The organism is Megasphaera sp. NM10, assembly GCF_000417505.1.
GTDB lineage: Bacteria > Bacillota > Negativicutes > Veillonellales > Megasphaeraceae > Megasphaera > Megasphaera intestinihominis.
In genome coordinates, this window is the sequence record NZ_APHY01000060.1 from 1 (window position 1) to 24,794 (window position 24,794).

The window sequence follows — 24,794 nt, forward strand, 5'->3', positions numbered from 1 at the left end:
ATTTGCGTCCGGCGTGCTGTTTGTTGAGCGCAGCGAGTTTCAGCACGCCAGCAAATGGCACTCTCGGCAAGAGGAGTGGAGCACGCGAACCAGCTAGGGGCCAGGTGGCCGATGCCAACCTCTTCAGAAGAATCCCTCAGACCGCCGTTGGCGGCCAGCTCCCCTTCACAGGGGAGCCTTTTGGTCGCTCCTGCGCCTGATTTCCAGAGTCTATTGCGGCAAAGCCGCTTCTGAGTCCGAGCAAACCGTCCATGAAGAACGACCATAAAGCTATGATGTTTTTGCATACATAAAAAGAGCCTGTGCACGATTACGTGCGACAGGCCCTTTTATTATTTATACTTTCTTTACCTTGCAGGCTACGGTGTAGATGACGGCACACATGACTAAGTAGGCGACGATGCCGAGGTAGGTGGCTCCCGGCGTGACGACCCAGTCTTTGAGGAACCAGTCGATGCCGCCGATGTGCAGGACGGCGCTGATGAGGCTGCCGATGGCGCCGCCGGCGACGAAGCCCGAAGCGACGGTGCTGCCTTCACTGAGGCGCAGGGCGTTGAGGGCATCGTCTTTGCTGCTGTGGGAGACGAAGTACGATACGAGGCCGCCGATGAGGACAGGCGTGTTGATTTCCATGGGCAGGTAGGCGCCGAGGGCAAAGGCCAGGGGCGGGACCTTCATCATCCACAGGAGGAAGGCGAAGAAGGCGCCGGCCATGTACAGCGGCCAGGGAGCGGCACCGCCGTCCATCATGGGTTTGACGATGGCTGCCATGGCGTTGGCCTGCGGCGCTGCCAGGGCGCCCGGTCCCGTGTAGCCGTAGGCGTGGTCGAGGAGGAAGATGACGCCGACAGCGATGAAGCTGGAGACGATGATGGACAGGATCTGCCACTGCTGCATCTTCTTCGGCGTTGCCCCGGTCAGGTAGGCGACTTTCAGTTCCGACATGAAGTTGCCGGCTACGGCCAGGGTCGAGCAGAGGAAGGCGGCCATGAGCAGGATGGCGATGATACCGGAGCTGCCGCTCATGCCGGCATTGCCCATGAAGACGGCCGAGACGATGATCATGAAGATGGTCATGCCCGAAACGGGTTCGTTCCCCGTAAAGGCGATGGAGCTGATGCCGACGACGGAGAGGAGGAACGAGAAGATGAGGATGATTGCCCCGGCCAGCAGGGTCTGGGTGATGTTCTGCGAGCAGGTGACGTGGAAGAAGAGCGTGAACAGGGCGCACATGGCCAGGGTTCCCGTGACAATCTGGCTCATGGGCAGGTCCTGCTGGGTCCGCAGGAGGCCGGCCGACGAAGCCGGGCCCGACGTGAACAGGTCCGAAGCGGCCCGGCGGATGACCCGGCCGACGACGCCGGACATGGAGACCAGGCCGATAATGCCGGCCATGGCCAGCATGCCGATGCCGATGTGACGGACGTACTGCGAGAAAACGGCGTCGATCGGCGCATCGGCCAGGAGGACGGCCTGGCCGTGGAGGGTCATGACGTGTTCGCCGCCGAGGTAGTAGACGACGGGGATGCAGACGAACCACGAGAAGAACGAGCCCGCTGCGATGATAGCCGCGTAGCGCAGGCCCGTGAAGTAGCCGATGCCCAGGAGGGCGGCGTCGTTATCCAGGCTGAAAGCCAGCTTGTATTTCGCCGCCGCGGCCTGGCCCCAGGAGAAGGTCAGCGTCGACAGTACTTCCTGCCACCAGCCCAGGGTGTTGAGGACGAAGTCATAGGCCATGGCCAGGAGACCGCTGAAGACCATGACATGAGCTTTGGAGCCTTCGTTACAGGTCAGGACTTCGGCAGCGGCCCGGCCGGACGGGAAGGGGTAAGCCGCATCCATTTCTTCACAGAAGTAGCGGCGGAACGTCGTCGCCAGGAGGACGCCCAGGACGCCGCCGAGGACGATGGGGATGACCATTTCCGTATAGGTCAGCTGGCTGTCGAGCTGCAAGATGAACAGGGCCGGCAGGATGAACATGACGCCGCCGATGATGTTGGTCCCGGCACTGGCGATGGCCTGGATGTGGACCGTTTCCGGGAAGGCATTCTTGCGCTTGAAGAGGACGGCCATGCCCATGGCCAGGACGGAGACGGGCGCAAAGGCATCGACGGTCTGGCCGATTTTCAGGCAGAGATAGCCGACGGCCAGGGAGAAGAGGGCGGCGAAGAACAGCCCCCAGCCGACGACATAAGCATTGATTTCAACGTAATTCTGGTCCGGAGACATGGGCGGATCATAAGGGCGCCGCTCCGGATGGGATTCAGACATGATAAAAACCTCCTAACCTCCTAAAAGTATAAAGATTAGCTGGAAAATCAAACGATTAACCTGTTTAATACTATTTAATTTTAAAAGAATAGCCTAGGGCTGTCAATGGGAAGATACGTTAGATATAGATTCTGTAAATAAAAATAATTATCCGTTGATAAATTGTTGAATATGGAGTATAATAGGTGACATAAGAAGACGAAAAAAGGAGGCTTACTTATGAATATTGTAGTTTTGGTAAAGCAGGTTCCTGCGATTTCTGATATCGAAATCGCCAAAGACAACAACTTGGTCCGTGTCGGCGCTCCGTCGATGCTCAACCCGGTTGATAAACACGCCATCGAAGCGGCCGTAGCCGTCAAGGATGCCATCGGTGGTACGGTGACGATCCTGACCATGGGCAACGCCCTGGCTGGTGAAATGATGCGTGATGGCATTGCTATCGGTGCCGATAAAGGTGTCCTCGTCTCGGACGAACGCATGGCTGGCTCCGATACGCTGGCAACAGGCCTGGTATTGGCCAAGGCCATTGAAAAATTGGGCGGTGCCGACCTGGTCTTCACGGGCAAGCGCTCGACGGATGGCGATACGGGGCAGATCCCGCCGGCTATTGCCCAGCGTTTGGGTATGGCCCTCATTTCCTATGCCAATTCGGTCAGTGTCGACGGCACGACGGTAACGGCTACGCGCCTAAACCACGACGGCATTGAAACGGTACAGGCTCAGCTCCCGGCTGTCGTCTCGGTTACGGAAAAGAGCAATACGCCGCGTTCTCCGAAGATCCGCGGCAAGATGGCTGCCAAAAAAGCCGTCTTCGATGTCTGGAAAGTGGAAGACCTGGGCCTCGATGCAGCAAGTGTCGGGAAATCTGGTTCGGCGACGAAAGTCACGGAACTCTTCGCACCGGAACCGAATCCGGTCGGCGTCATGATCGAAGGGGCTACGCCGGCAGACGCTGCGGCTAATCTCGTCAAAGAACTGACTGCCAAGAACTTGCTGTAAGGAGGGCTGAATTATGGAATTGAAACAGAACATCTGCGTATATATAGAAATCGCCGGCGGTGCCCTGAGCCCGCTGAGCATCGAATTGTTGGGTAAAGCCCGTCAGCTGGCCGATGCCAAGAGCAAACAGGTCGTCGCCTTCGTCGCCGGTGCCGATACGGCCAAAGCCAGCCAGGAAGCCATTTCCTATGGCGCTGATGCCGTCGTCGCTGTCGAAGACAGTACCCTGGCTGCCTACGATTCCGTCTTGTACACCAAAGCTATCGCCGCTTTGGCTGAAAAATATGAACCCAGCGTCATCCTCATCGGCGGTTCGCCCGATGGCCGTGACCTCGGCGGCCGCCTGTCGGCTCAGCTCGGCGTCGGCCTGGTCGCAGACTGCACGGACGTCCGCTTTGAAGGCGATGACGATACGCTGACCTGGATCCGTCCGGCTTATACGGGCAAGCTCTTCGTCAAGATCCAGACGACGACGCGCCCCCAGCTGGCTACCATCAGCGACAAGATTTTCCACGGCACGCCGGCTGACCCGGCCCGGAAAGGCGAAATCATCAAAGAAAGCGTCGACTTCGCCGGTGCTGCTCCGTCCGTCAAAGTGACGAACTTTGAACCGGTCGAAAAAGAAGCGGAAGAACTGACCATCACGACAGCCGATATCGTCGTCGGTGCCGGCCGCGGCGTCCAGACTGAAGACGGCATGAAAGCCGTTCAGGCCTTTGCCCAGCGCATCGGCGCAGCCTTCGGCGTATCCAAGCCTCTCGTCGACAAAGAATGGGCTCCCTATGAATGGCAGATCGGCATTACAGGCAAGAAAATCGCCCCGAAGATTTACATCGCCCTGGGCATTTCCGGCGCCATCCAGCACAAACTCGGCATCCAGGACGCCGGCCTCATCATTGCCGTCAACAAAGACCCGGATGCACCGATCTTCAAATTCGCTCACTACGGCATCGTAGGCGACCTCTTTGAAGTCATGCCGGAACTGGAAAAACAAATTAAAAAGATCCGTGGCTAGAAAATAGTTTGTAGTACGGAGTTTGTAGTTTTTAGTGAAAACCTTTAAATTTAAAACCATCCGCTAACTGCTAAAAAAAGGTGCTGTCTTCATGCGACAGCGCCTTTTTTATGTTATAATACCCTTATCATATACGAAAATGTTGTGAAAAAATACGGAGGTGGTTCCATGGATTCTTTTGCTGCCCGCCAGGCCTGCCGCGACGGCCGCTATGACGAGGTACTGGCTATGTATGGCAAGGCGGCACCGGACCGGTCTTGGACGTGTTGGGATTATTATTACTATGCCTATGCCCTGCGCAAGACGAAGCAGTACAAGAAGGGGCGGGAAATCGCCCGGGCCGGCATGATCGCCTTCCCCGATTTCATCAATCTCCACGGGATTTACTGCTGGTGCCTCTATTATTTATATATCCAGAAATTCGATGAACGGACGCAGGCACCGGAGGATTTCCGCCGCGCCGTCGACGCCATCTTGAAATACAGTCAGCAAGGGCCGTATACGCCGTATGCCCTGGCCGTGTGGCGCATGGTCGATGTCCTCAAGAACCAGCCCGGTCAGGCCGGACTGATGGGGTCCTACTTGTGCCGCCTCGACCCGGACCAGCTGCCGGACCAGGAGAAGACCGTGACTTTGAAGGGGCGGGAACGGGTCATTGCCTCGGACCGGGAACGCTGGTATTCCCTCATGAGCCGCATCCTGGTCAAGGAAGAGAAGTACGACGACTGCATCACCTTGTGCCGGCAGGCCCTGAACTATTTCCCTCAGCTCCATCATGACAACGACATCTGGTTTTCTTACCGCATCGCCCTCTGCCTGCTGCGCCAGGGCCGCGTCGGGGAAGGGCGGCAGCGCCTGGAGAACCTGCTGAAGTACAAGCAGCACTGGATTCTTTTCCGGGGCCTGTTCTTTGCCGCCCAGGCCGAGGGCGACAGCGCGGCCATGCGCCGCTATGGGGCGTCGGCCTTCCTGGCTGGCGGCGAGTTCAAGGCCAAGGTCAATTTCATGGTCCAGTTCGCCCAGGCTTTGGAGAATATGGGCGGTTATGAGAAGATGGCCTATTTCCATTACCTCCTGGCCAAACGGGTCCGCATGGACCAGCATTGGAAGGTCAAGGCCGAACTCCTGGCCAAGACCGACAGCTATGCTTTTCCCGAACCGGACCGGCAGGAGCTGATGGACGGGCTTCATAGATTCTGGATGGACGAGAAGCATGCCGGCCAGACGCGCCACAAGGGGACCATCGAAAAAATCCTGCCCGGCAGCAAGGCCGGCTTCCTGCGGGAATACGGCGGCAATCAGTATTATTTCCGTACCGCTTCGCTGTACCGCGTCCGCCCGGAGGAAGGGGAGAAGGTCACGTTCTATGTAGAGGACTTCTTTGAGACAGGGAAAGAAAAACCGGCTCATCGCGCCGTGGACATCGAACCGGTTTTGCTATATGATAAGAAGTGAATTTACTAGAGAAAGTGAGTGGCACTCATGATTTTATCAGGCAAGGAAATTGTCAAGCATTTAGGTAAGGAAATCATCATTGAACCTTTCCATCCGGAACGGGTCAATCCCAATAGCTATAACCTGTCTTTGTACAATGAACTGATGGTCTATGACCACCAAGAACTGGATATGGCCAAGCCCAATCCGGCATCGACCATTTATATCCCCAAGTCGGGCTACGTCTTGCAGCCTAACAAGCTCTATCTGGGCCGGACCAATGAATATACCCGGACTGACGGCTATATCCCCATGCTCGAAGGCCGGTCGTCCGTCGGCCGCCTGGGCGTCTTCATCCACGTCACGGCTGGCTTCGGCGACGTCGGTTTTGCCGGTTACTGGACGCTGGAAATCTTCTGTGTCCAGCCCATCCGCATCTATCCGAACGTGGAAATCTGCCAGATATACTATCATGATATCGACGGCGAATACGATACGTATCAGCACGGCAAGTACCAGAACAATACGGGCATCCAGCCCAGTATGCTCTGGAAAGACTTTGAAAAGATGAAATAAAGGGAAGTGTCTTCATGAAAGAAATAGATATGTTAGCCATGGCCCGGACGAACGGTTTCCGCCTGGGCAATGCCCAGGACCGCCAGGGCGGCACGGGCTGCACGGTCCTCGTGTTCCCGGAAAGTGCGCCCTGTGCTGTCGACGTCCGCGGCGGCGGCCCGGCCAGCCGGGAATCGGAACTGCTCAGTCCTATGGCGGCTGCGTCGGGCATCCACGCCATCCTGCTCAGCGGCGGCAGTGCCTTTGGCCTCAATGCCTCGACTGGCGTCATGCAGTATTTGGAAGAACAGCACATCGGCTTCGATACGCGCATCTGCAAGGTGCCCCTCGTCGTCGAATCGTGCATCTATGATCTGGGCTGCGGCGACAACGTCCGCCCTGACGCCGCCATGGGCTATGCGGCCTGCCAGGCGTCGGAAAGTGGGGACTTCCGCCAAGGCTGTTACGGTGCCGGTACGGGGGCGACGGTCGGCAAGCTCTGCGGCCCGGACTATATGATGAAATCCGGCCTCGGCGCCTATGCCGTCCAGGTCGGCGACCTTCAGGTCGGTGCCGTCGTCGCCGTCAATGCCGTCGGCGATGTCCTCGACGAAAACGGCCAGATCCTGGCCGGTATGCGCAGCCGCGATGGCCAGGGCTTTGCCGATACGCGGCGGGTCATGCTCGAAGAAGCCGGCCAGACGCCGACCCTCTTTTCCCAGCGCGCCGTCGGGACGACGACCAATACGACTATCGGTGCCGTCGTCACCAATGGGCAGTTCGACAAGGCCCAGCTGAAAAAAATCGCCGCCCTCGGCAGCAACGGCCTTGTCCGGACCATCCGTCCCGTCAATACGACGGCGGACGGCGATTCTCTCTATGCCGCCAGTGTTGGCAGCGTTTCGGCCGAATTGAGCCTGACCGGGACCATCGCCGCCTACGTCGTCGAACAGGCCATCCGCCGCGCCGTCCGCCAGGCCGAAAGTATGTACGGCGTGCCGGCGTACCAGTAAAAGGGTAGCCCCTTACGCCAGGCCGGGTTTGTCCTGCCGGTTGTAGTATAGAGTTTGTAGTTTGTAGTGGGGGTATAACTGCGAACTGCGACCTGCGGCCTGCGAACCAGGGATTCCCGCAGGCCATTAATAACGAAATGAGGAACTAAATTATGTACGATTACGTCATCGTCGGCAGCGGCCTCTTTGGCTGTGTCTTTGCCCACGAGATGCATCAGGCCGGCCAACAGTGCCTGGTCCTGGAACGTCGGGGCCATGTCGGCGGCAATGTCTATTGTGAAGAGAAGGACGGCATCCATGTCCATCGCTATGGTGCCCACATTTTCCATACGTCGGACCGCCGGGTCTGGGACTATGTCAATCAGTTCGTCGAATTCAATCATTTTATCAATGCGCCCATTGCCAATTATAAAGGCGAACTGTACAATCTGCCTTTCAATATGAATACCTTTGCCAAGATGTGGGGCATCATCACGCCGGAACAGGCGGCGGCCAAGATCGAAGGCCAGCGCCGGGCGGCAGGGATTACGGAGCCTAAGAATCTGGAAGAACAGGCCATTTCCCTCATCGGCACGGATATTTATACAAAATTAATCAAAGGCTATACGGAAAAACAGTGGGGCCGGAGCTGTACGGACCTGCCGGCATTCATCATCAAGCGCCTGCCCGTGCGCTATACTTTCGACAATAATTATTTCGACGACTGTTGGCAGGGCATCCCCGAAGGGGGCTACAATGTCCTCATCGACGCCCTTCTGGAAGGCATCGAAGTGCGGACTGGCGTCGATTATAACCGCGAACGGGCGTCGTACCTGGATATAGCCCGTAAAGTCGTCTATACCGGTCCCATTGACGAGTATTTCGGCTATCGCCTGGGCCATCTGGCCTATCGGGGCCTGCATTTTGAAACGGAACGTTATAACGAGGTCAACCATCAAGGTGTGGCCGTCATGAACTATACCGACCGGGAAACGCCGTACACGCGGACGATTGAACACAAGCATTTTGAATTTGGCAGGCAGCCTGTGACGTATGTCACCAAGGAATACCCGGCTGAATGGCAGGCCGGCGAAGAAGCCTATTATCCTGTCAACGATGCGGTGAACCAGAATTTATACCATAAATATGCGGCCTTAGCCCGCCATGAACGCAATGTTATATTCGGCGGCCGACTGGCAGAATATACGTATTACGATATGGACGATGTCATCGCCGGCGCCCTGGCTGCTGTAGAAAAGGAAGGATACCATGCAGAAACGAATTCGTAAGGCCGTCATCCCGGCGGCAGGCTATGGGACGCGCTTTTTGCCGGTCACCAAGGCCATCCCTAAGGAAATGATTCCCATTGTCGACAAACCGGTCATCCAGTACATCGTCGAAGAAGCCCTGCAGAGCGGCATCGAAGAAATCCTCATCATCACGGGCCACGGCAAGCGGGCCATTGAAGACCATTTCGATACCAATATCGACCTGGAGCTGCAGCTGCGCCAGCAGGGGAAGGACCAGCTGCTGCATCTGGTCCAGGACATTTCGTCCATCAATATCCATTATATCCGCCAGAAGCACATGCGCGGCCTGGGCGATGCCATCCGCTGTGCCGAATCGTTCATCGATAACGAGCCCTTTGCCGTCCTCTTGGGCGACGACGTCGTCTACAATCCTGAGCAGCCGGCGCTGAAACAGATGATGGATGCCTTCAGCCGCCTGGGGGCTACTATGCTCGGCTGTCAGGAAGTGCCGCAGGAACTGGTATCGCGCTACGGCATCGTCCAGGGCCAGCCGACGGACGACGACCGCGTCGTCAAGCTCATCGACATGGTCGAAAAGCCGGCTGTCGACGAAGCGCCGAGCCGCCTGGCCGCGCTGGGCCGCTATATCCTGACGCCGGATATCTTTGAAATCCTGCGCCGCGTCCAGCCCGGCAAGGGCGGGGAAATCCAGCTCACCGACGCCCTGCGCCTCATGGCCGACCGGGAAGCGGTCTACGCCTACACCTTCAGCGGCCGCAGCTACGACACGGGCAACAAACTGGGCTTTTTGAAAGCCACCGTCGAATACGCCCTGCGCCGGGAAGACTTGGGCGAAGCCTTCCGGGAATACCTGCGCCATAGCCTCCCCTGAGAAGGGGAGGTGGCCTGAAAGGCCGGAGGGGTTCTTCACGGAGCGAGTCTTTATAGTTTGTAGTACAGAGTTTGTAGAAGATGGCTTTAAATTTAAAAGCATTCACTACAGACTACAAACTGCAAACTTAAAACTTCCCAGAGGCTGTCTTAATGCAACAGTCTCTGGGATTTCTTCCTCCTTTGACGGAAGAAACTCTTCATCAGGGCCGCACATTCTTCGGCCCGGACACCGGCTGTGACTTCGGTCCGGTGGTTGAGGCGATCGTTGTCGACGAGCTGGAAGAGGGAGCGCACGGCACCGGCTTTCGGGTCGTCGCAGCCGTAGACGACGCGGTCCAGGCGGCTGTTGACGATGGCGCCGGCACACATGGGGCACGGTTCGACGGTCACGTAGAGGGTACAGCCTGTCAGGCGCCAGCGATTGAGGGCGCGGCAGGCTTTTTCAATGGCCAGCAGTTCGGCGTGGGCCGTTGCACAGGGCAGGCTTTCGCGCAGGTTATAGGCCCGGGCGACGACTTTCTTTTCATAGACGATGACGGCGCCGATGGGGATTTCTCCGACGGCATAGGCCGTCTTGGCTTCGGCCAGGGCTTTGCCCATATAAAATTCATCTTTAGTCATAGTGGATGGAGTCTCCTTAGCAAAAAAATTTATGTCTATCATAACACGAAAACAGGGAAGGGGAAACTATTATGGATGCCATTTGGTGGCAGATTTTCGACTTATTAGGGACGACGGCCTTTGCCGTATCCGGCGTCTTCGCAGCCATTTCACGGCGCATGGACCTCTTCGGCATCTTCGTCCTCAGTGCGGCGACGGCTGTCGGCGGCGGTATCATCCGCGACATCCTCATCGGCAATATCCCGCCGGCTGCCTTTAAGAACAGTATCTATTTGTGGATCATCCTCGGCTCCATGGCCGTCATCACGATCATCGTCCGCTATTTCAATATCCGCATGTGGCGCCGCGTCGTCGGCAAGCTCTCCATCTGGTATCTCGTCTGCGACGCCATCGGCCTCGGCTCCTTTACGGTTACCGGGACCCTTTTGGGCTGCTTCTATTATCCCGACTACTGGATCCTCGACATCACCCTCGGCGTCCTGACAGCTGTCGGCGGCGGCGTCATCCGCGACGTCCTGGCCGGGCGTATCCCCGGCGTCCTGCGCAAGGAAGTCTACGCGACGGCGTCCCTCCTGGGCAGTATCTTCTTGTACGGCGCCGTCATCCCCTTTGAGGTCCCCTTGGAAGTCGGCGCCATCGTCGCCTTTTCCGTCACCGTCGCCATCCGCCTGGTGGCCATCCGACTGCACCTCAATATCCCAAGGATTCGCCGGGCCCACCATCGGAGGGCGTAGGGCGCCCCTACAAATTTTCCCAGGGCCGTGATATAATAAAGGGTACAATTTTTTTCTTCATAATAGGAGTGATAACGTGAATCTGTTACAGAAAGCAGTCAGCCTGGCCGTAGCCTCTTTCTTTTTATGTGCCTCGCCGGCTGCACTGGCAAAGACGATTTTATATGTACCCCAGGATGACCGGCCTGTCGATTATGAATACACGGTCAGTACGGCCGAAGCGGCGGGCTATCAGGTCCTGACGCCGCCGGCCCAGTATCTGTCGGGCATGAACTTCCACGGTTCGCCGGATAAGCTCATGGCCTGGGTCAATGCCAATGCCGGCAAGGCCGATGCCATGGTCCTGTCCATCGATTCCCTGGTCTATGGCGGCCTCGTCGATTCGCGCAAGCATAACCTGCCGATGGAAACGCTGACAGCGCGCCTGGAAAAGGTCGAAGCGCTGCATAAATCGCACAAGAACGTGCCCATTTATGTCTTCAGCACGGTCATGCGCAGTCCCTGGGCCGGCGGCAAGGGCGTCGAACCGGACTATTACCTGACCATGGGCTCCGACATCTATCAGCTGGCATCGCTCCAGGCCAAGATGGACGAAGAAGGCCTGAATCCGCAGGAACGCAATGACTGGTTCGCCATCATGCGCCGCGTGCCCATGGAATACCTCCAGGACTGGTATAACCGGCGCCGCAAGAACATGAGCATCAATTACCGCCTCATCGATGATGCCCGCAAAGGCGTCTTTACCTATTACAGCCTGGGGCACGACGATAATTCCGTCAGCACCCAGTCGTCGCTGGAATCGAAGTACCTGAAAATGGCCGGTACGGGCATCCCCAAGACGGTTTTCGGCTCCTTCCCCGGTGCCGACCAGCTGGGCCTGCTGCTCATCACGCGGGCCAGCAACGATTTCAATAATTATCATCCCAAGATCACCGTCATCTATCCCTTGGGCGGCGGCGAAAAGACCGTGCCCCGCTATGACGGCCAGGCCATTGGCAAGACCATCGCGTCCCACGTCGAAGCCATCGGCGGCACCATGGTCGACAACGAACGGCCGGACCTCTTGCTGGCTGTCAACACGCCGCTGACGACGTCGACGACGGAATCGGCGAACTTTGAAAACTTCCCGATCATGCTCCAGTCGACGCGGGATTTCCTGACGCAGATCGAAAAGGCCGTCAACCTCGACATCCCGGTCAGCATCGTCGATATGGCCTTTTCCAACGGCTCCGACAACACCCTGGTCTACGGCCTCTATCAGGATAAGATGATGTACCGCCTGGCTGCCTACAACGGCTGGAATACGGCCAGCAACTCCGTCGGCTACGGCATCGCCCAGGGCGTCTTGTCCAAGTATATGACGGCCGATGCCCACCGCGACATGCTGACCACGCAGTATCTCGACAACTGGGCGTACCAGGCCAATGTCCGCGATTACATCTACCGTATGCAGCAGAAACTGGAAGCCGGCGTCGTCACTCAGTATTACCCGACGCTCAACGAAGAACTCCAGAGCCGCACGAAGGAACAGCTCCAGCGCTATGCGTCGACGTATCTCGGCATCGACCCCAAGACCGTCGATGTCACCCTGCCGTGGCAGCGCCTGTTCGAAGTCTATGTCGATGTCAAGCCGACGCCGTCTGTCCCCCTGGAAGCCGACGTGCGCCACAATATGAATGACCGCGAACTCCAGAACCTGGCCAATGAAGTCTCGGCCGCCCAGGCCCAGCTCGATGCGGCCCAGACCGTCAATGCCGACGGGACGGTCACGCAGGCCGACCCGGCCGTCCAGGCCCAGCTCCAGGCCGCCAAGGCCGCTGCCCAGGCCCGTTACGAACAGGAAAAACAGGCCCAGGCCATCAATCACAGTGAAGAAAAAGCCCAGCAGAGCCGTACCTGGGCTGCACAGAAATAGGATACCCCATGGAACAACAGAATCATACAACGACACAACTTCATGAGAAACGCCGCGTTCCGCTTGGAAAGAAGGGCCGCCGTATCGCTGCTGCCGCAGCCGGGCTGGTCTGTCTCGGCATCGCCGCCGTGGCTTACGGCTATTTCGGCCCCAATTTCCTCCTGCCCTATAAGAGCGGCTACGTCCACGTCCGCAGCGACATGACGGCTTCGGAAGTCGGCGATGTCCTGACCGATGAAGGCTATATTGCCAGCCCCTTGTGGTTCCGCGCCGTAGCGACCGTCACGGGACAGGCCGGTGACATCCATGCCGGCGAGTATACCTTCGATTCGCGCATGAGCCTCCATACGCTGCTGGAAAAACTAACCAGCGGCAAGTCGGAAGCGGACCGCCTGGTCGTCCCCGAAGGCTATACGGTCCGTGAAATCGCCAAGGCCGTCGCCGCCAACGGGCGCATCAGCGAAGCCGATTTCCTCAAGGCTGCCTCGTCATCGGACCAGCTCCTGCCGTATATGAAGGGCAATCGCAAAGTGACCTTCCCGACAGAAGGCTTCCTCTTCCCGGACACGTATTTCATCCCTTATGACGCGACGGCCGACGACGTCGTGGCCATGATGCTCAAGAACTTCGACGCCCACTTGACGGATGCCATGAAAGCGGGCATTGCCAAGCAGAACCTGTCGATCTACCAGTTCGTCACCTTGGCCTCGCTCATCGAAAAGGAAGCGAAATACGAAAAGGACCGGCCCCTCATCGCGTCGGTCTTCGAGAACCGCCTGAAGATCCACATGAAACTCCAGTCCGATGCCAGCATTTCCTATGCTATGGGGACCCACAAGGCAGCCTACAGCATCAACGAGACGCAGTACGATTCGCCGTACAATACGTACCGCTATGAAGGCTTGCCGCCGGGACCGATCGGCAATCCCGGCATGGACTGCATGGAAGCCATCCTCGAGGCACCACAGACGAACTACCTCTATTTCGTCGCCGATAAGGACGGCCATAATTACTTCGCCGCCACCTATGAGGAGCACATGAAGAACGTCCAGGAGCACATGCCATGATGGAGGCATTGTTCCAGGATATGAAAGCCTGTGCCCGCGAGCGGAACCTGCCCATCCTGCGCGACAGCGAGCTGCCCTTGTTCACGGGCATCGCAGCGTCGTGCCGGCCGAAACATGTCCTGGAAATCGGAACCTGCATCGGCTATTCGGCCCTGCAGATGGCACCGTTCCTGGCACCGGGCGGGACGATCACGACCATCGAGCTCGACCGTGAGCGCTATGACCTGGCCTGCCAGTTCTTCCGGCGCTCACCCTATGAAAAGGTCATTACGGCTATCCACGGCGATGGGACGGCGCTGGCGGAACAGCTTCCCGGTCCGTGGGACTTCGTCTTCCTCGACGGGCCGAAAGGGCAGTATGTGCGCCAGCTGCGATATCTCCTGCCCAAGCTCCTGCCTGGCGCCATCGTCGCAGCGGATAATATCGACTACCACGACATGTTTTATATCGAAGGGACCCTGCCGCACAAACACCGCACGGCCGTGACCCGTTTGCGGGAATTCATGGACCTCGTCGGCGACCGGTCCCTTTTTGAGACTGTATTTTTTGAAAATGGCGACGGCATGACCGTTTCGCAATGGAAAGGATAAGAGAATGGGAAAAATGGAATTGCTGGCTCCGGCCGGCAGTATGGATAAGATGAAGATGGCCTTTTTATACGGCGCCGATGCCGTATACCTGGGAGGGAAGTCCTTCGGCCTGCGGGCTTTCAGCGACAACTTTTCCAATGAAGAACTGAAGGAAGCCGTCGACTATGCCCATGCCCGGGGCAAGCACGTCCACGTGACGGTCAACATCTTCCCGCATAACGACGACCTCAAGGGCTTGCCGGAATACCTCGTCTACCTGCGCGATATCGGCGTCGACGCCATCCTCATCGCCGACCCGGGCATCTTCGCCCTGGCCCGGCAGCTCGTGCCTGACCTGCCTGTCCACATATCGACCCAGGCCAACACGACCAACTGGGCATCGACGAAATTCTGGCGCGATAACGGCGCATCGCGCGTCGTCATGGCCCGCGAAGTGAGCCTACGCGACGTCAAGGAAATCCATGCCAAAGTCCCCGATATCGAACTGGAAGGCTTCATCCACGGCGCCATGTGCATTTCCTATTCCGGCCGCTGCCTGCTGAGCAATTACTTCACCCAGGGCGACCGCGACTCGAACCGCGGCGAATGTGTCCAGTGCTGCCGCTTCAAGTACAACGTCGTCGAAGAGAAGCGGCCAGGCCAGTATTTCCCCGTCGTCGAAGATGAACGGGGGACGTATATCTTCAACTCCAAGGACCTCTGTCTCCTGCCGTACCTGCCGGACCTCTACGACGCCGGCTTTACGAGCCTGAAGATCGAAGGGCGCATGAAGAGCATCCACTACGTCGCCACCGTGACCAAGGTCTACCGCCAGGCCTTCGACGCCTACGAAGCCGACCCGGAACACTTCACGGTCCGCCAGGAATGGCTCGACGAATTGGAAAAGATTTCCCATCGGCCCTACACGCGGGGCTTCTCCGTCTCCCGGCCGACGGCGGCCGACCAGGTCTATAGCCAGTCGAGCAATACCCAGACACATGATTTCATCGGCCTCGTCAAGTCCTATGATGAAGAAAAGGGCCTGGCCTGGGTAGAACAGCGGAACCACTTCAAACTCGGCCAGACCGTAGAATTCCTCCAGCCCAAGGGCCATCTGGTCCGCTATACCATCGACCGCATCGTCGATGAAGACGGGCAGGAACTCGACGCCGCCCGCCACGCCCAGCAGCTCGTCGGCCTGGCCGTACCGGAACGGCTGGAACCATATTCCATGATGCGCCGCCAGGTGAAGAGCCATGTTTGATGAAGACTGGGTCTACTTCCAGGCCCTTCCGTCGGAAATGACCTTCATCAACCGCATCATCGAAGGCTGTGACTACCTGGGCGTGGTCACGGCCCTGGACGGCAAGAAGGGCATAGGCTTCGTACGGACGACGAAGGACACGGCAGGCGAGACGATTGAGGTACTCCAATCGCTGCCCATCCCGGTGCGCATCCTGAGCCGCCAGGAAGCCTTAGCGCAAGCTGAACAAAAGTAGTGTATGAAATTTACAAAATTTATAGTTATACGATTTAGTGAAAAGTGCTGCCCCTGACGGCAGCGCTTTTTTTGTAGGGGCTTCCACGTGGGGAGCCCGCGTGAATCCCGGGCATAGCTCATACTGGTCATGCTGTTTGTCGTCCCCATAGTCTGACGGGCGCCCCACGTGGGCGCCCCTACGATAGAGCAATTCCATGCCGGTTCAAAACGTTACATTTTAAAAGATAGCAGTCCTTGTTGTAATGTGTAAAATAGTTGTTTCTGCTAATCATTTTTTGGCGGTTAGCCCTTTAAATTCTTGACAGAATTGGTGTATAATTAATAATATAATCATAAAATACTTTATAGCGTATATTATATGCGTATACGGTACGCTATTGAATCCAAGACCCGCCGTCTGACGACACGATGTCCATTATCATACATACTGAAACCATAAGCGAAGCGGCCGGGTCCCAGTCAAGTGAGGAGGAGCTTCTATGAAAAAATCTAATTGCCTGGCCATGATTTTGGCCGGCGGGAAAGGAAGCCGTTTGGGCGTCCTGACCAAAGACCAGGCTAAACCGGGCCTTTTGTTCGGCGGAAAATATCGCATCATCGACTTCCCACTGAGTAACTGCCGCAATTCCGGCATCGATACGGTCGGCATCCTGACCCAGTATCAGCCGCTGGAACTGAACTGGTACATCGGCAACGGCAGCTCTTGGAACCTCGACTCGACCAAGGGCGGCACGTACGTCCTGCCGCCGTATCAGAGCGACGGCGGTTCCAACTGGTACCGCGGCACAGCCGATGCTATTTACCAGAACTTGAACTTCGTGGAAATGGTCGGCGACGATTACGTCCTCATCCTGTCGGGCGACCACATCTATTCCATGGACTACGACAAGATGCTCAATTTCCACAAGAAACACCACGCCAAGGTCACCATCGGCACGATCCGCGTCCCCTGGGATGAAGCCAGCCGCTTCGGCATCATGGTCGCCAATGAAAACATGCGCATCACCAAGTTCCAGGAAAAACCGGCCAAGCCCGAAAGCAACCTGGCGTCCATGGGCATTTACATCTTCGACCGCGACGTCCTGGAATCGTACCTCAAGGCCGATGCCAAGGATGAAAAGTTGGAACACGACTTCGGCAAGAACGTCATCCCGGCGATGCTGGCCGACCAGGTCCCGCTGTATGCCTATCCCTTTGAAGGCTACTGGAAGGATGTCGGCACCATCGACAGCCTGTGGCAGGCCAACATGGACCTTATCGCCGACGAACCGCCTATCGACCTGCGCGACAGCAAGTGGCGCATCTATTCGGGCAACCAGAGTTTACCGCCGCACCTCATCGGGCCTAACGGCTCGGCTAAGAGTTCCCTCATCGCTGAAGGCTCGGAAATCTTCGGGACTGTCAGCAATTCAGTCATCTTCTACGGTGTCACCATCAAAGAAGGGGCGAAAGTCACCAATTCCGTCATCATGCCCGGCTCTGTCGTCGAAGAAAATGCCGTCGTCGACAAGGCCATCCTGGGCGAACGCTGCCACATCTATCCCGGCGCCGTCCTCCACAATGAAGACGGGTCTGTCGCCGTACTGGGACGCAAAGGGGAACTGAAACCAAAACAAGTTACAGCGAAAGGGGAACACTAGTTATGAATAGTAATATGATCGGCCTCATCAATATGCGCGAAGACCATCCCTTGCAGGAAATCAACGACACGCGCCCGCTGTCGACGCTGCCCATCGGCGGCAAATACCGCCTCATCGACTTCACGCTTTCCAATATGGTCAACGCCGGCATCGAAAACGTCGGCCTCCTGCTCTCCAGTCAGTCCCGGTCGGTCCTGGACCACATCCGGTCCGGCAAGGAATGGGGTCTGGCCCACAAGGGCGACGGCTTGTTCTATCTGCCGGAAGAACGGGCGGACATCGAACATCCCGTAGAAGGGGACATCAGTGCTTATTATAAGAACCTCATCTTCGTCCAGCGGGCCAACAAGCGCTACGCCCTGCTGTCGGGCTGCGACATGGTCCAGAACATCGACTATGACAAGGTCCTCCACTTCCATCGTCATCACAACGCCGACGTCACCCTCATCTATCAGCAGCAGAAATACGACTTCGACCGCGAAGGCTATGTCCTGACCATCGACGATGTCTGCCCGGACCGGGTCACGGCCATCGAAGCCAAGCCGGAAGTCAAAGCTGGCGATAATTTATACCAGCGGGGAATCCTCATCGACTGCGATGTATTCCAGCATTGCATACGTCGGGCCTATGCCCGGGGATATACCCATTTTATTACCGATGTGCTCCAGCGCAATGTAGACCGCCTGCGGATTTTCGGCTATAATTATCAGGGATATGCAAAACGGATCGATTCCGTCAATTCCTACTTCCAGGTCAACATGGACCTGCGCGACAGCCGCATCTGGCATGAACTGCTCCTCAAGGATATGGATCACCGCATCTATACCAAAATCAAGGACGAAGCGCCGGCCAAATACATGGAAGAATCGCATGTCTCCAATTCTCTCGTAGCTAATGGCTGCATCATCGAAGGCCGCGTAGAGAATTCGATTCTTTTCCGCCGCGTCAAGGTCGGAAAAAATGCTGTCATTCGCAACAGCATCATCATGCAGCACTCGGTCGTCGGCGATGACGCTCAGCTCGATTACGTCGTATGCGACAAGAATACGGTCATCCAGCCGGAAGCTGTGTTGAGCGGCAGCCACGACAACCCGTTGTGCATTGGTAAACGTTCAGTCCGCTAAACGCAACTATGAAGGGGTTAGAGACAATATGAAAAAATGGCAGGATAAGGAAGAATTCAAAAAGTTATTTACCGAGAAAGCTCACATCTTGTGGGAAAAAGATCTGCGGGACATGACCTTGAATGAAGTCTATCAGACCATCGCTATATGATCCGCGATCTGGTAAGTGAAGATTGGATCCGCACGAATGAAATCTATGCCGAACAGAAGGTTAAGCAAGTCTATTATTTCTCCATCGAATTCCTCATCGGCCGCCTCCTGGAATCGAATCTCCTGGGCATCGATATGGACGACATCTGTCGCCAGGGCCTGGAAGACATGGGCTGGGACCTGAATAAGGTCATCCCGGCCGAACGCGATCCGGGCCTGGGGAATGGGGGACTGGGCCGGCTGGCTGCCTGCTTCATCGATTCCCTGGCAGCGCTGCAGCTGCCGGGCCATGGCAACAGCATCCGCTATCAGTACGGCTTGTTCAACCAGCGCATTGTCGACAACCAGCAGGTCGAACTGCCCGATAACTGGCTGGTCAACGGCTATCCCTGGGAAGTCAAGAAAGTCGACAAAGCCGTCTATGTCCGCTTTGGCGGCAACGCCTACATGCGTCCTGACGAAGACGGCAACCTGGAATGTGTCCACGAAAAGTATTCGTCTGTCCGCGCCGTACCGTACGATGTGCCTATCATCGGCTACCACAACAATACGGTCAACACGCTGCGCCTGTGGCGGGCGGAATATTCGCGGGAACAGCTCTACCAGGAATTGTCCATCGGCGACCGGCGCCGGGCCTTCCGCTACAAGGACAGTGTCCAGCAGATTTCCCGTTTCCTCTATCCTGACGACAGCAATGAAGACGGCCGCCGCCTGCGCCTGATGCAGGAATACTTCTTCGTATCGGCCGGCCTCCAGAGCATCGTCCGCCATTATAAGAAGAAATATCACGAAAGCATCTATAAATTCGACCGCTATGTGGCCATCCACATCAACGACACCCATCCGGCCCTGGTCATCCCGGAACTGATGCGCATCCTCATGGATGAAGAAGGCATATCGTGGGATGCGGCCTGGAACATCACCGTCCGCACCGTGGCCTATACGAACCACACCATCCTGCCGGAAGCCATGGAAAAATGGTCTATCCCCATGTTCAAGGAACTGCTGCCGCGCATTTACCTCATCGTCGAAGAAATCAACAACCGCTGGCTCAAAGAAGTCCGCAGCCTCTATCCGGGCGATGAATCGAGAGCCCGCGACGTCGCCGTCCTCTGGGATGGCCAGGTCCACATGGCTCATCTGGCCGTCCTCGGCAGCCACAGCGTCAACGGCGTCGCCGAAATCCATTCGCAGATCCTCAAGGATTCGACGCTGCACCAGTTCTATACGTGCTTCCCGCACCGCTTCTCCAATAAGACCAACGGCATTTCCCATCGCCGCTGGCTCATCGAAGCCAATCCGCAGCTGGCGTCGCTCATCGACGATACCATCGGTGACAGCTGGCGCCGGACGCCGTCAAAGCTCCAGGACCTCATGCCCTTTGCCGACGACCCGGCCTTCCAGGAACAGCTGACGCGGGTCAAAAAGGACCGCAAGGAAATCCTGGCCCGCTACATCCGCGACCGCTACGATACGGACGTGCGGACGGACTCGATCTTCGACATCCAGATCAAGCGCATCCACCTGTACAAGCGCCAGACCTTGAACATCCTGCACATCCTGCACTTGTACTACCTCTTGAAGGACAACCCGAAACTCAAGATCACGCCGCGGACCTTCCTCTTTGGCGGCAAGGCCGCTGCCGGCTACGGCGAAGCCAAGGAAACGATCCGCCTCATCAACGTCGTCGCCCATATGGTCAATTCCGACCGTAAGGTCAACAAGCAGATGAAGGTCCTGTTCCTGGAAAACTACAATGTTTCCTTAGGCCAGCTCCTCTTCCCGGCTGCTGACGTGAGCGAACAGATTTCGACAGCCGGCAAGGAAGCGTCGGGCACGGGCAACATGAAGTTCATGATGAACGGTGCCATCACCCTGGGGACCATGGACGGGGCCAACGTCGAAATCCACCGCAAGGTCGGCGACGAAAACTGCGTCATCTTCGGGCTGCGGGCTGACGAAGTCATGAACTACTACATCCACGGCGGCTACTCGTCGTGGCAGATGTACAGCGACGCCGCCGCCATCCGCCGCCTCATGGATGCCCTCGTCGACGGCTCTATCGACGGCTCTATCGGCGGGGACCACTTCGGTATGCTCTACTCGGCCTTCCTCGACCGGAACGACGAATACTTTGTCCTCAAGGACTTCCAGCCCTACTGCCAGGCCCAGCAGGAAATCGCCAAACGCTACGGCGACCATACGAAATGGTGTCATTCGAGCGTCGTCAACATCGCCCAGTCCGGCTACTTCTCCAGCGACCGGACGATTCAGCAGTACGCCGATGACATTTGGCGCATCAAGCCGGTCAAACACTAACTAAGAATCAGGAGGATAAGATATGAAACTCAGTGCAATCGACGAGTACAGTACCTTCTTGTATCATCAGGGTACGAACTACGCCAGTTATCGTCTGTTCGGGGCCCATTTCACGGTCCTGCGCCGCAAGCCCTGCGTGCGCTTTGCCGTCTGGGCGCCTCACGCCCAGCAGGTCAGCGTCGTCGGTGATTTCAATCACTGGGACGCCGATGCCAATCCCATGGAGCGGAGCAGCTGCGGCAACGGCATTTGGGTTATGCATATTGCCGGCCTCCAGGAAGGGGACATCTACAAGTACGCCATCACGACGGCGTCAGGCGAACGCATCTTAAAGAGCGATCCCTATGCCTTCTGGTCGGAAGTACGTCCCAATACGGCATCGAAACTGACCAAGCTCCACTACACGTGGCGCGACAAGAAATGGATGGACAGCCGCAGTGCTTACGATTCGTACCGTAAGCCCATGCTGACCTACGAAGTCCATCTCGGCTCGTGGCGCCGCGGCGAAGACGGCGAAATGTTGTCGTACCGCGATATCGCGCCCCAGCTGGTCGATTATGTCAAACAGATGAATTATACCCACATCGAGCTCATGCCGCTGTGCGAATATCCCTTCGATGGTTCCTGGGGCTACCAGGGGACGGGGTATTTCTCGGCGACCAGCCGCTATGGCAGCCCGGAAGACTTCATGTACCTCGTCGACCTCTGCCACCGCAACGGCATCGGCGTCATCCTCGACTGGGTACCGGGGCATTTTTGCCGCGACGCCCACGGCCTGCGCCATTTCGATGGCGAACCGTGCTATGAATCGGGCAACCCCATGCTGGCAGAAAACAAGGAATGGGACACGATGAATTTCGACTACGGCCGGACGGAAGTCCAGTCCTTCCTCATTTCCAGTGCCCTGTTCTGGATCAGCCAGTTCCACATCGACGGCCTGCGCATCGACGCCGTCGCCAACATGCTCTATCTCGATTACGGCCATGCCGACGGCGACTGGCAGCCCAATAAGTACGGCGGCCGGGAAAACCTGGAAGCCATCGACTTCCTGCGCCATCTCAATACGGCCGTCTTCAAGGAATACCCTCAGGCCCTGATGATTGCCGAAGAATCGTCGGCCTGGCCTCTCGTGACCAAGCCCGTCGACGTCGGCGGACTGGGATTCAATTACAAATGGAACATGGGATGGATGAACGATATGCTCCGCTACATGTCGCTGGACCCGCTGTTCCGCAAGGACAATCACAACCTGATTACGTTTTCGTTATGCTATGCTTTTTCAGAAAACTTCATCCTGCCCTTGTCGCATGATGAAGTCGTCCACGGCAAACATTCCCTCCTGGACAAGATGCCTGGCGACTACTGGCAGAAATTCGCCGGCCTGCGCGCCTTTTACGGCTACTGGATGTCCCATCCGGGCAAGAAGCTTCTGTTCATGGGCAGCGAGTTCGGCCAGTTCATCGAATGGAAATACGATGACAGCCTGGACTGGCACCTCCTCAAGTATCCCATGCACAAGGCCATGCACGACTACGTGCGCAGCCTGAATACGTACTATGTGGACCATCCGGAATTCTGGGAAGAAGACTGCGACTGGTCGGGCTTCTCGTGGATCAGCTGCGACGACTGCGACAACAGCGTCATCGCCTTTTACCGTACGGGTAAGGACGAAACGGACATGACCGTCGTCGTCTGCAACTTCACGCCGGTTGTCCGCCATTCGTACCGCTTCGGCGTCCCCCGGAAAGGGACGTACGTCGAAGTCTTCAACAGTGACGCCACGGCCTTCGGCGGCTCCAACGTCCTCAATGAAGGCGAATTCGAGGCCCAGGATGTGCCCATGCACGGCATGGACCAGTCCCTGGAACTGACCTTGCCGCCGCTGGCGACGATTTACCTGCAGCTGACAGGGAGTGTTAAAAAAAAGCAGTGACCAAACCGCGGCGCCGCCGGACAGTGAAAGCCGATAAGTCTGCCGACGATACGGTAAAGAAAACGGCCAAGGCGCCGGGAAAGAAGGCGACGACCCGTGGAAAAGGGAAAGCCAAGACGGCAGCGTCTGAAAAGAAGACTGCTGCAACGAGAAAGAGAAGAACTGGGCGTCCTGCCAAAAAGGAAGCAGACGCCTGATACGGTACTTAGGGAAAGTGGGGGACATACGATGAATGTATTATTTGTGGCCTCAGAAGCAGTGCCATTTATCAAAACAGGCGGGCTGGCCGATGTCATGGGCGCACTGCCCAAGGCTTTAGCCAAGAAGGGCATGGACGTCCGCCTGGTCATTCCGAAATACAGCCGCATCGCTGAAGAAGCGAAGAAGCAGATGAAAGAAGTGACGACAGGCATCGTGAACCTGGTCTGGCGCCAGCTCTACTACGGTGTCGAAGAAATCAAGCAGGACGGCGTGACCGTCTATTTCATCGACAACGAATGGTATTTCAAGCGCGACGGCCTCTACGGCTACGGCGATGACGACGAACGCTTCGCCTATTTCTGCCGCGCCGTCCTGACCATGCTGCCCAAGATCGGCTTCAAGCCGGACATCATCCACTGCAACGACTGGCATACGGGCCTCATGGGCGTCTTCCTCAAAGAAGATTTCTGGCACGATGATTTCTACAAGGGAATCAAAGTCATCTATACCATTCACAACCTGAAATACCAGGGCATCTATCCGCCGTCGATCATGCGCGACATCATTGGCCTGCCGCAGGAACTCTTCGACAACGGCAGCCTGGAATGTGACGGCTGCGTGAACTACATGAAGTCGGGCATGGTCTACGCCGACCACATCACGACGGTCAGTCCGTCGTATGCCCAGGAAATCACCTATCCGTACTTTGGCGAAGGCCTGGATGGCTATATCCGCGACAATGGGGAAAAGGTGACGGGCATCATCAACGGCCTGGACATCGACGTCTACAATCCGGAAACGGACCCGTATATCAAGCGCCAGTATTCCGTCGCCAACGCCCGGGCTGGCAAGCGGGAAAATAAAGATGCCCTGCGGGCCGAACTGGGCCTGCGCATCAAGCGGGGCGTCCCCATGATCGCCATGGTCACGCGCCTCGTCGAAGACAAGGGCCTGGACCTGGTCACGCGCATCATGGATGAACTCGTCGACGACGACGTCCAGCTGGTCCTGGTCGGGACGGGCGATGCCGGCTATGAAGAAGCCTTCCGCGAACTGGCCCGCCGCCATCCGACCAAGGTATCGGCGAACATCACCTTCAACGAAGCCCTGGCCCACAAGGTCTACGCCGCTGCCGACATGTTCCTCATGCCGTCGCGGTACGAACCGTGCGGCCTGAGCCAGCTCATCGCCCTGCGCTACGGCGCCATTCCCATCGTCCGCGAAACGGGCGGCCTCAAGGATACGGTCCATCCCTTCGATAAATACAGCAAACAGGGCAGTGGCCTGACCTTCCCGAACTTCAACGCCCACGAACTGCTGTTCACGACGAAACGGGCCATGGGTTACTATGAAGACACGGCCCTGTGGGATATCCTCGTCCGCAACGCCATGACCAGCGACTACAGCTGGGACCGCTCGGCCGAAGCCTACCAGAACCTGTACGAAAAAGTATTACAACAATAAAAGACAGTTTGTAGTTCAGAGTTTGTAGTTTGTAGAAATTGGCTTTGCATTTCCAGCTATTCACTAAAAACTAAAGACTGCAAACTCAAAAGGGACTGTCGCATGAAGCTTCTGCCATTATGCATAGTCCCTTTGACTTATAG

Annotated in this window: 22 protein-coding genes; 20 read left to right on the forward strand and 2 right to left on the reverse strand. The window is 57.0% G+C overall.

Going from position 1 to position 24,794, the window contains the following annotated elements:
• Positions 1–336: 336 nt before the first annotated feature.
• Positions 337–2,271, reverse strand: coding sequence for an OPT family oligopeptide transporter (locus NM10_RS09580; protein ID WP_020311375.1), 1,935 nt, complete (start codon positions 2,269–2,271; stop codon positions 337–339).
• Between the two features lie 219 nt (positions 2,272–2,490).
• Here NM10_RS09580 and NM10_RS09585 point away from each other — a divergent pair, with 219 nt between their 5' ends.
• The 7 genes from NM10_RS09585 to galU all read left to right on the forward strand — a co-directional run bounded on the left by NM10_RS09585 (position 2,491) and on the right by galU (position 9,411).
• Positions 2,491–3,273: an electron transfer flavoprotein subunit beta/FixA family protein gene (locus tag NM10_RS09585; protein WP_020311376.1), complete on the forward strand. Its 783-nt coding sequence runs from the start codon at positions 2,491–2,493 to the stop codon at positions 3,271–3,273.
• Between the two features lie 13 nt (positions 3,274–3,286).
• Positions 3,287–4,288 (forward strand): electron transfer flavoprotein subunit alpha/FixB family protein, encoded by a 1,002-nt coding sequence (locus NM10_RS09590; RefSeq protein WP_020311377.1) that lies wholly within the window; start codon positions 3,287–3,289, stop codon positions 4,286–4,288.
• 168 nt (positions 4,289–4,456) lie between these two features.
• The gene (locus tag NM10_RS09595) at positions 4,457–5,743 is read left to right on the forward strand and encodes a hypothetical protein (RefSeq protein ID WP_020311378.1); all 1,287 of its coding nucleotides are present in this window, start codon (positions 4,457–4,459) and stop codon (positions 5,741–5,743) included.
• Between the two features lie 27 nt (positions 5,744–5,770).
• Positions 5,771–6,298, forward strand: coding sequence for a dCTP deaminase (gene dcd / locus NM10_RS09600; protein WP_020311379.1), 528 nt, complete (start codon positions 5,771–5,773; stop codon positions 6,296–6,298).
• Between the two features lie 14 nt (positions 6,299–6,312).
• Positions 6,313–7,290, forward strand: a complete 978-nt coding sequence (locus NM10_RS09605; RefSeq protein ID WP_020311380.1) for a P1 family peptidase — start codon at positions 6,313–6,315, stop codon at positions 7,288–7,290.
• 152 nt (positions 7,291–7,442) lie between these two features.
• On the forward strand, positions 7,443–8,558 hold the full coding sequence (glf, locus tag NM10_RS09610; protein WP_020311381.1) for a UDP-galactopyranose mutase: 1,116 nt from the start codon (positions 7,443–7,445) through the stop codon (positions 8,556–8,558).
• The gene (gene galU, locus NM10_RS09615) at positions 8,539–9,411 is read left to right on the forward strand and encodes a UTP--glucose-1-phosphate uridylyltransferase GalU (protein WP_020311382.1); all 873 of its coding nucleotides are present in this window, start codon (positions 8,539–8,541) and stop codon (positions 9,409–9,411) included. The genes glf and galU overlap by 20 nt, the downstream gene beginning before the upstream one ends.
• A 149-nt stretch (positions 9,412–9,560) precedes the next feature.
• Here galU and tadA read toward each other — a convergent pair whose 3' ends face one another.
• Positions 9,561–10,034: a tRNA adenosine(34) deaminase TadA gene (tadA, locus tag NM10_RS09620; protein ID WP_020311383.1), complete on the reverse strand. Its 474-nt coding sequence runs from the start codon at positions 10,032–10,034 to the stop codon at positions 9,561–9,563.
• A 71-nt stretch (positions 10,035–10,105) separates the two neighbouring features.
• Here tadA and NM10_RS09625 point away from each other — a divergent pair, with 71 nt between their 5' ends.
• The 13 genes from NM10_RS09625 (at position 10,106) to glgA (ending at position 24,651) form a co-directional block, all read left to right on the forward strand.
• Entirely contained in the window at positions 10,106–10,768 is a 663-nt protein-coding gene (locus tag NM10_RS09625; RefSeq protein ID WP_020311384.1) for a trimeric intracellular cation channel family protein, read from the forward strand.
• Positions 10,769–10,844: 76 nt separating this feature from the next.
• Positions 10,845–12,683, forward strand: coding sequence for a DUF4127 family protein (locus NM10_RS09630; RefSeq protein WP_020311385.1), 1,839 nt, complete (start codon positions 10,845–10,847; stop codon positions 12,681–12,683).
• Between the two features lie 8 nt (positions 12,684–12,691).
• A complete protein-coding gene (gene mltG / locus NM10_RS09635) occupies positions 12,692–13,750 on the forward strand; it encodes an endolytic transglycosylase MltG (RefSeq protein WP_020311386.1) in 1,059 nt (352 codons plus the stop codon).
• A complete protein-coding gene (locus NM10_RS09640; RefSeq protein WP_020311387.1) occupies positions 13,747–14,340 on the forward strand; it encodes an O-methyltransferase in 594 nt (197 codons plus the stop codon). The genes mltG and NM10_RS09640 overlap by 4 nt, the downstream gene beginning before the upstream one ends.
• 13 nt (positions 14,341–14,353) lie before the next feature.
• The gene (locus tag NM10_RS09645) at positions 14,354–15,583 is read left to right on the forward strand and encodes a peptidase U32 family protein (RefSeq protein ID WP_020311388.1); all 1,230 of its coding nucleotides are present in this window, start codon (positions 14,354–14,356) and stop codon (positions 15,581–15,583) included.
• Positions 15,576–15,818 carry a DUF4911 domain-containing protein gene (locus tag NM10_RS09650; protein ID WP_020311389.1) on the forward strand — a complete coding sequence of 81 codons (243 nt, stop codon included), beginning with the start codon at positions 15,576–15,578 and terminating at the stop codon, positions 15,816–15,818. Before NM10_RS09645 ends, NM10_RS09650 begins: the two co-directional genes overlap by 8 nt.
• A 481-nt stretch (positions 15,819–16,299) precedes the next feature.
• Positions 16,300–17,460, forward strand: a complete 1,161-nt coding sequence (locus NM10_RS09655; protein ID WP_020311390.1) for a glucose-1-phosphate adenylyltransferase — start codon at positions 16,300–16,302, stop codon at positions 17,458–17,460.
• Positions 17,461–17,462: 2 nt separating this feature from the next.
• On the forward strand, positions 17,463–18,584 hold the full coding sequence (glgD, locus tag NM10_RS09660; protein WP_036201033.1) for a glucose-1-phosphate adenylyltransferase subunit GlgD: 1,122 nt from the start codon (positions 17,463–17,465) through the stop codon (positions 18,582–18,584).
• Between the two features lie 28 nt (positions 18,585–18,612).
• Positions 18,613–18,735: a hypothetical protein gene (locus NM10_RS15120; RefSeq protein WP_020311392.1), complete on the forward strand. Its 123-nt coding sequence runs from the start codon at positions 18,613–18,615 to the stop codon at positions 18,733–18,735.
• The gene (locus tag NM10_RS09665; protein ID WP_020311393.1) at positions 18,732–21,053 is read left to right on the forward strand and encodes a glycogen/starch/alpha-glucan phosphorylase; all 2,322 of its coding nucleotides are present in this window, start codon (positions 18,732–18,734) and stop codon (positions 21,051–21,053) included. The genes NM10_RS15120 and NM10_RS09665 overlap by 4 nt, the downstream gene beginning before the upstream one ends.
• A 22-nt stretch (positions 21,054–21,075) precedes the next feature.
• Entirely contained in the window at positions 21,076–22,986 is a 1,911-nt protein-coding gene (gene glgB, locus NM10_RS09670; RefSeq protein WP_020311394.1) for a 1,4-alpha-glucan branching protein GlgB, read from the forward strand.
• Positions 22,983–23,183 (forward strand): hypothetical protein, encoded by a 201-nt coding sequence (locus NM10_RS09675; RefSeq protein WP_020311395.1) that lies wholly within the window; start codon positions 22,983–22,985, stop codon positions 23,181–23,183. The genes glgB and NM10_RS09675 overlap by 4 nt, the downstream gene beginning before the upstream one ends.
• Positions 23,184–23,214: 31 nt before the next feature.
• Entirely contained in the window at positions 23,215–24,651 is a 1,437-nt protein-coding gene (glgA, locus tag NM10_RS09680) for a glycogen synthase GlgA (RefSeq protein WP_020311396.1), read from the forward strand.
• Positions 24,652–24,794: the final 143 nt, after the last annotated feature.

What these genes read in the sequence shown, in the direction of transcription:
- NM10_RS09580 (WP_020311375.1), bottom strand. Translation starts at nt 2,271, where the DNA reads ATGTCTGAATCCCATCCGGAGCGGCGCCCTTATGATCCGCCCATGTCT.
- glgA (WP_020311396.1), top strand. Translation starts at nt 23,215, where the DNA reads ATGAATGTATTATTTGTGGCCTCAGAAGCAGTGCCATTTATCAAAACA.
- NM10_RS09665 (WP_020311393.1), top strand. Translation starts at nt 18,732, where the DNA reads ATGATCCGCGATCTGGTAAGTGAAGATTGGATCCGCACGAATGAAATC.
- NM10_RS09655 (WP_020311390.1), top strand. Translation starts at nt 16,300, where the DNA reads ATGAAAAAATCTAATTGCCTGGCCATGATTTTGGCCGGCGGGAAAGGA.
- NM10_RS09585 (WP_020311376.1), top strand. Translation starts at nt 2,491, where the DNA reads ATGAATATTGTAGTTTTGGTAAAGCAGGTTCCTGCGATTTCTGATATC.
- NM10_RS09590 (WP_020311377.1), top strand. Translation starts at nt 3,287, where the DNA reads ATGGAATTGAAACAGAACATCTGCGTATATATAGAAATCGCCGGCGGT.
- dcd (WP_020311379.1), top strand. Translation starts at nt 5,771, where the DNA reads ATGATTTTATCAGGCAAGGAAATTGTCAAGCATTTAGGTAAGGAAATC.
- NM10_RS09605 (WP_020311380.1), top strand. Translation starts at nt 6,313, where the DNA reads ATGAAAGAAATAGATATGTTAGCCATGGCCCGGACGAACGGTTTCCGC.
- NM10_RS09640 (WP_020311387.1), top strand. Translation starts at nt 13,747, where the DNA reads ATGATGGAGGCATTGTTCCAGGATATGAAAGCCTGTGCCCGCGAGCGG.
- glgB (WP_020311394.1), top strand. Translation starts at nt 21,076, where the DNA reads ATGAAACTCAGTGCAATCGACGAGTACAGTACCTTCTTGTATCATCAG.
- tadA (WP_020311383.1), bottom strand. Translation starts at nt 10,034, where the DNA reads ATGACTAAAGATGAATTTTATATGGGCAAAGCCCTGGCCGAAGCCAAG.
- glf (WP_020311381.1), top strand. Translation starts at nt 7,443, where the DNA reads ATGTACGATTACGTCATCGTCGGCAGCGGCCTCTTTGGCTGTGTCTTT.
- mltG (WP_020311386.1), top strand. Translation starts at nt 12,692, where the DNA reads ATGGAACAACAGAATCATACAACGACACAACTTCATGAGAAACGCCGC.
- glgD (WP_036201033.1), top strand. Translation starts at nt 17,463, where the DNA reads ATGAATAGTAATATGATCGGCCTCATCAATATGCGCGAAGACCATCCC.
- NM10_RS09645 (WP_020311388.1), top strand. Translation starts at nt 14,354, where the DNA reads ATGGAATTGCTGGCTCCGGCCGGCAGTATGGATAAGATGAAGATGGCC.
- NM10_RS09595 (WP_020311378.1), top strand. Translation starts at nt 4,457, where the DNA reads ATGGATTCTTTTGCTGCCCGCCAGGCCTGCCGCGACGGCCGCTATGAC.
- NM10_RS15120 (WP_020311392.1), top strand. Translation starts at nt 18,613, where the DNA reads ATGAAAAAATGGCAGGATAAGGAAGAATTCAAAAAGTTATTTACCGAG.
- NM10_RS09650 (WP_020311389.1), top strand. Translation starts at nt 15,576, where the DNA reads ATGTTTGATGAAGACTGGGTCTACTTCCAGGCCCTTCCGTCGGAAATG.
- NM10_RS09625 (WP_020311384.1), top strand. Translation starts at nt 10,106, where the DNA reads ATGGATGCCATTTGGTGGCAGATTTTCGACTTATTAGGGACGACGGCC.
- galU (WP_020311382.1), top strand. Translation starts at nt 8,539, where the DNA reads ATGCAGAAACGAATTCGTAAGGCCGTCATCCCGGCGGCAGGCTATGGG.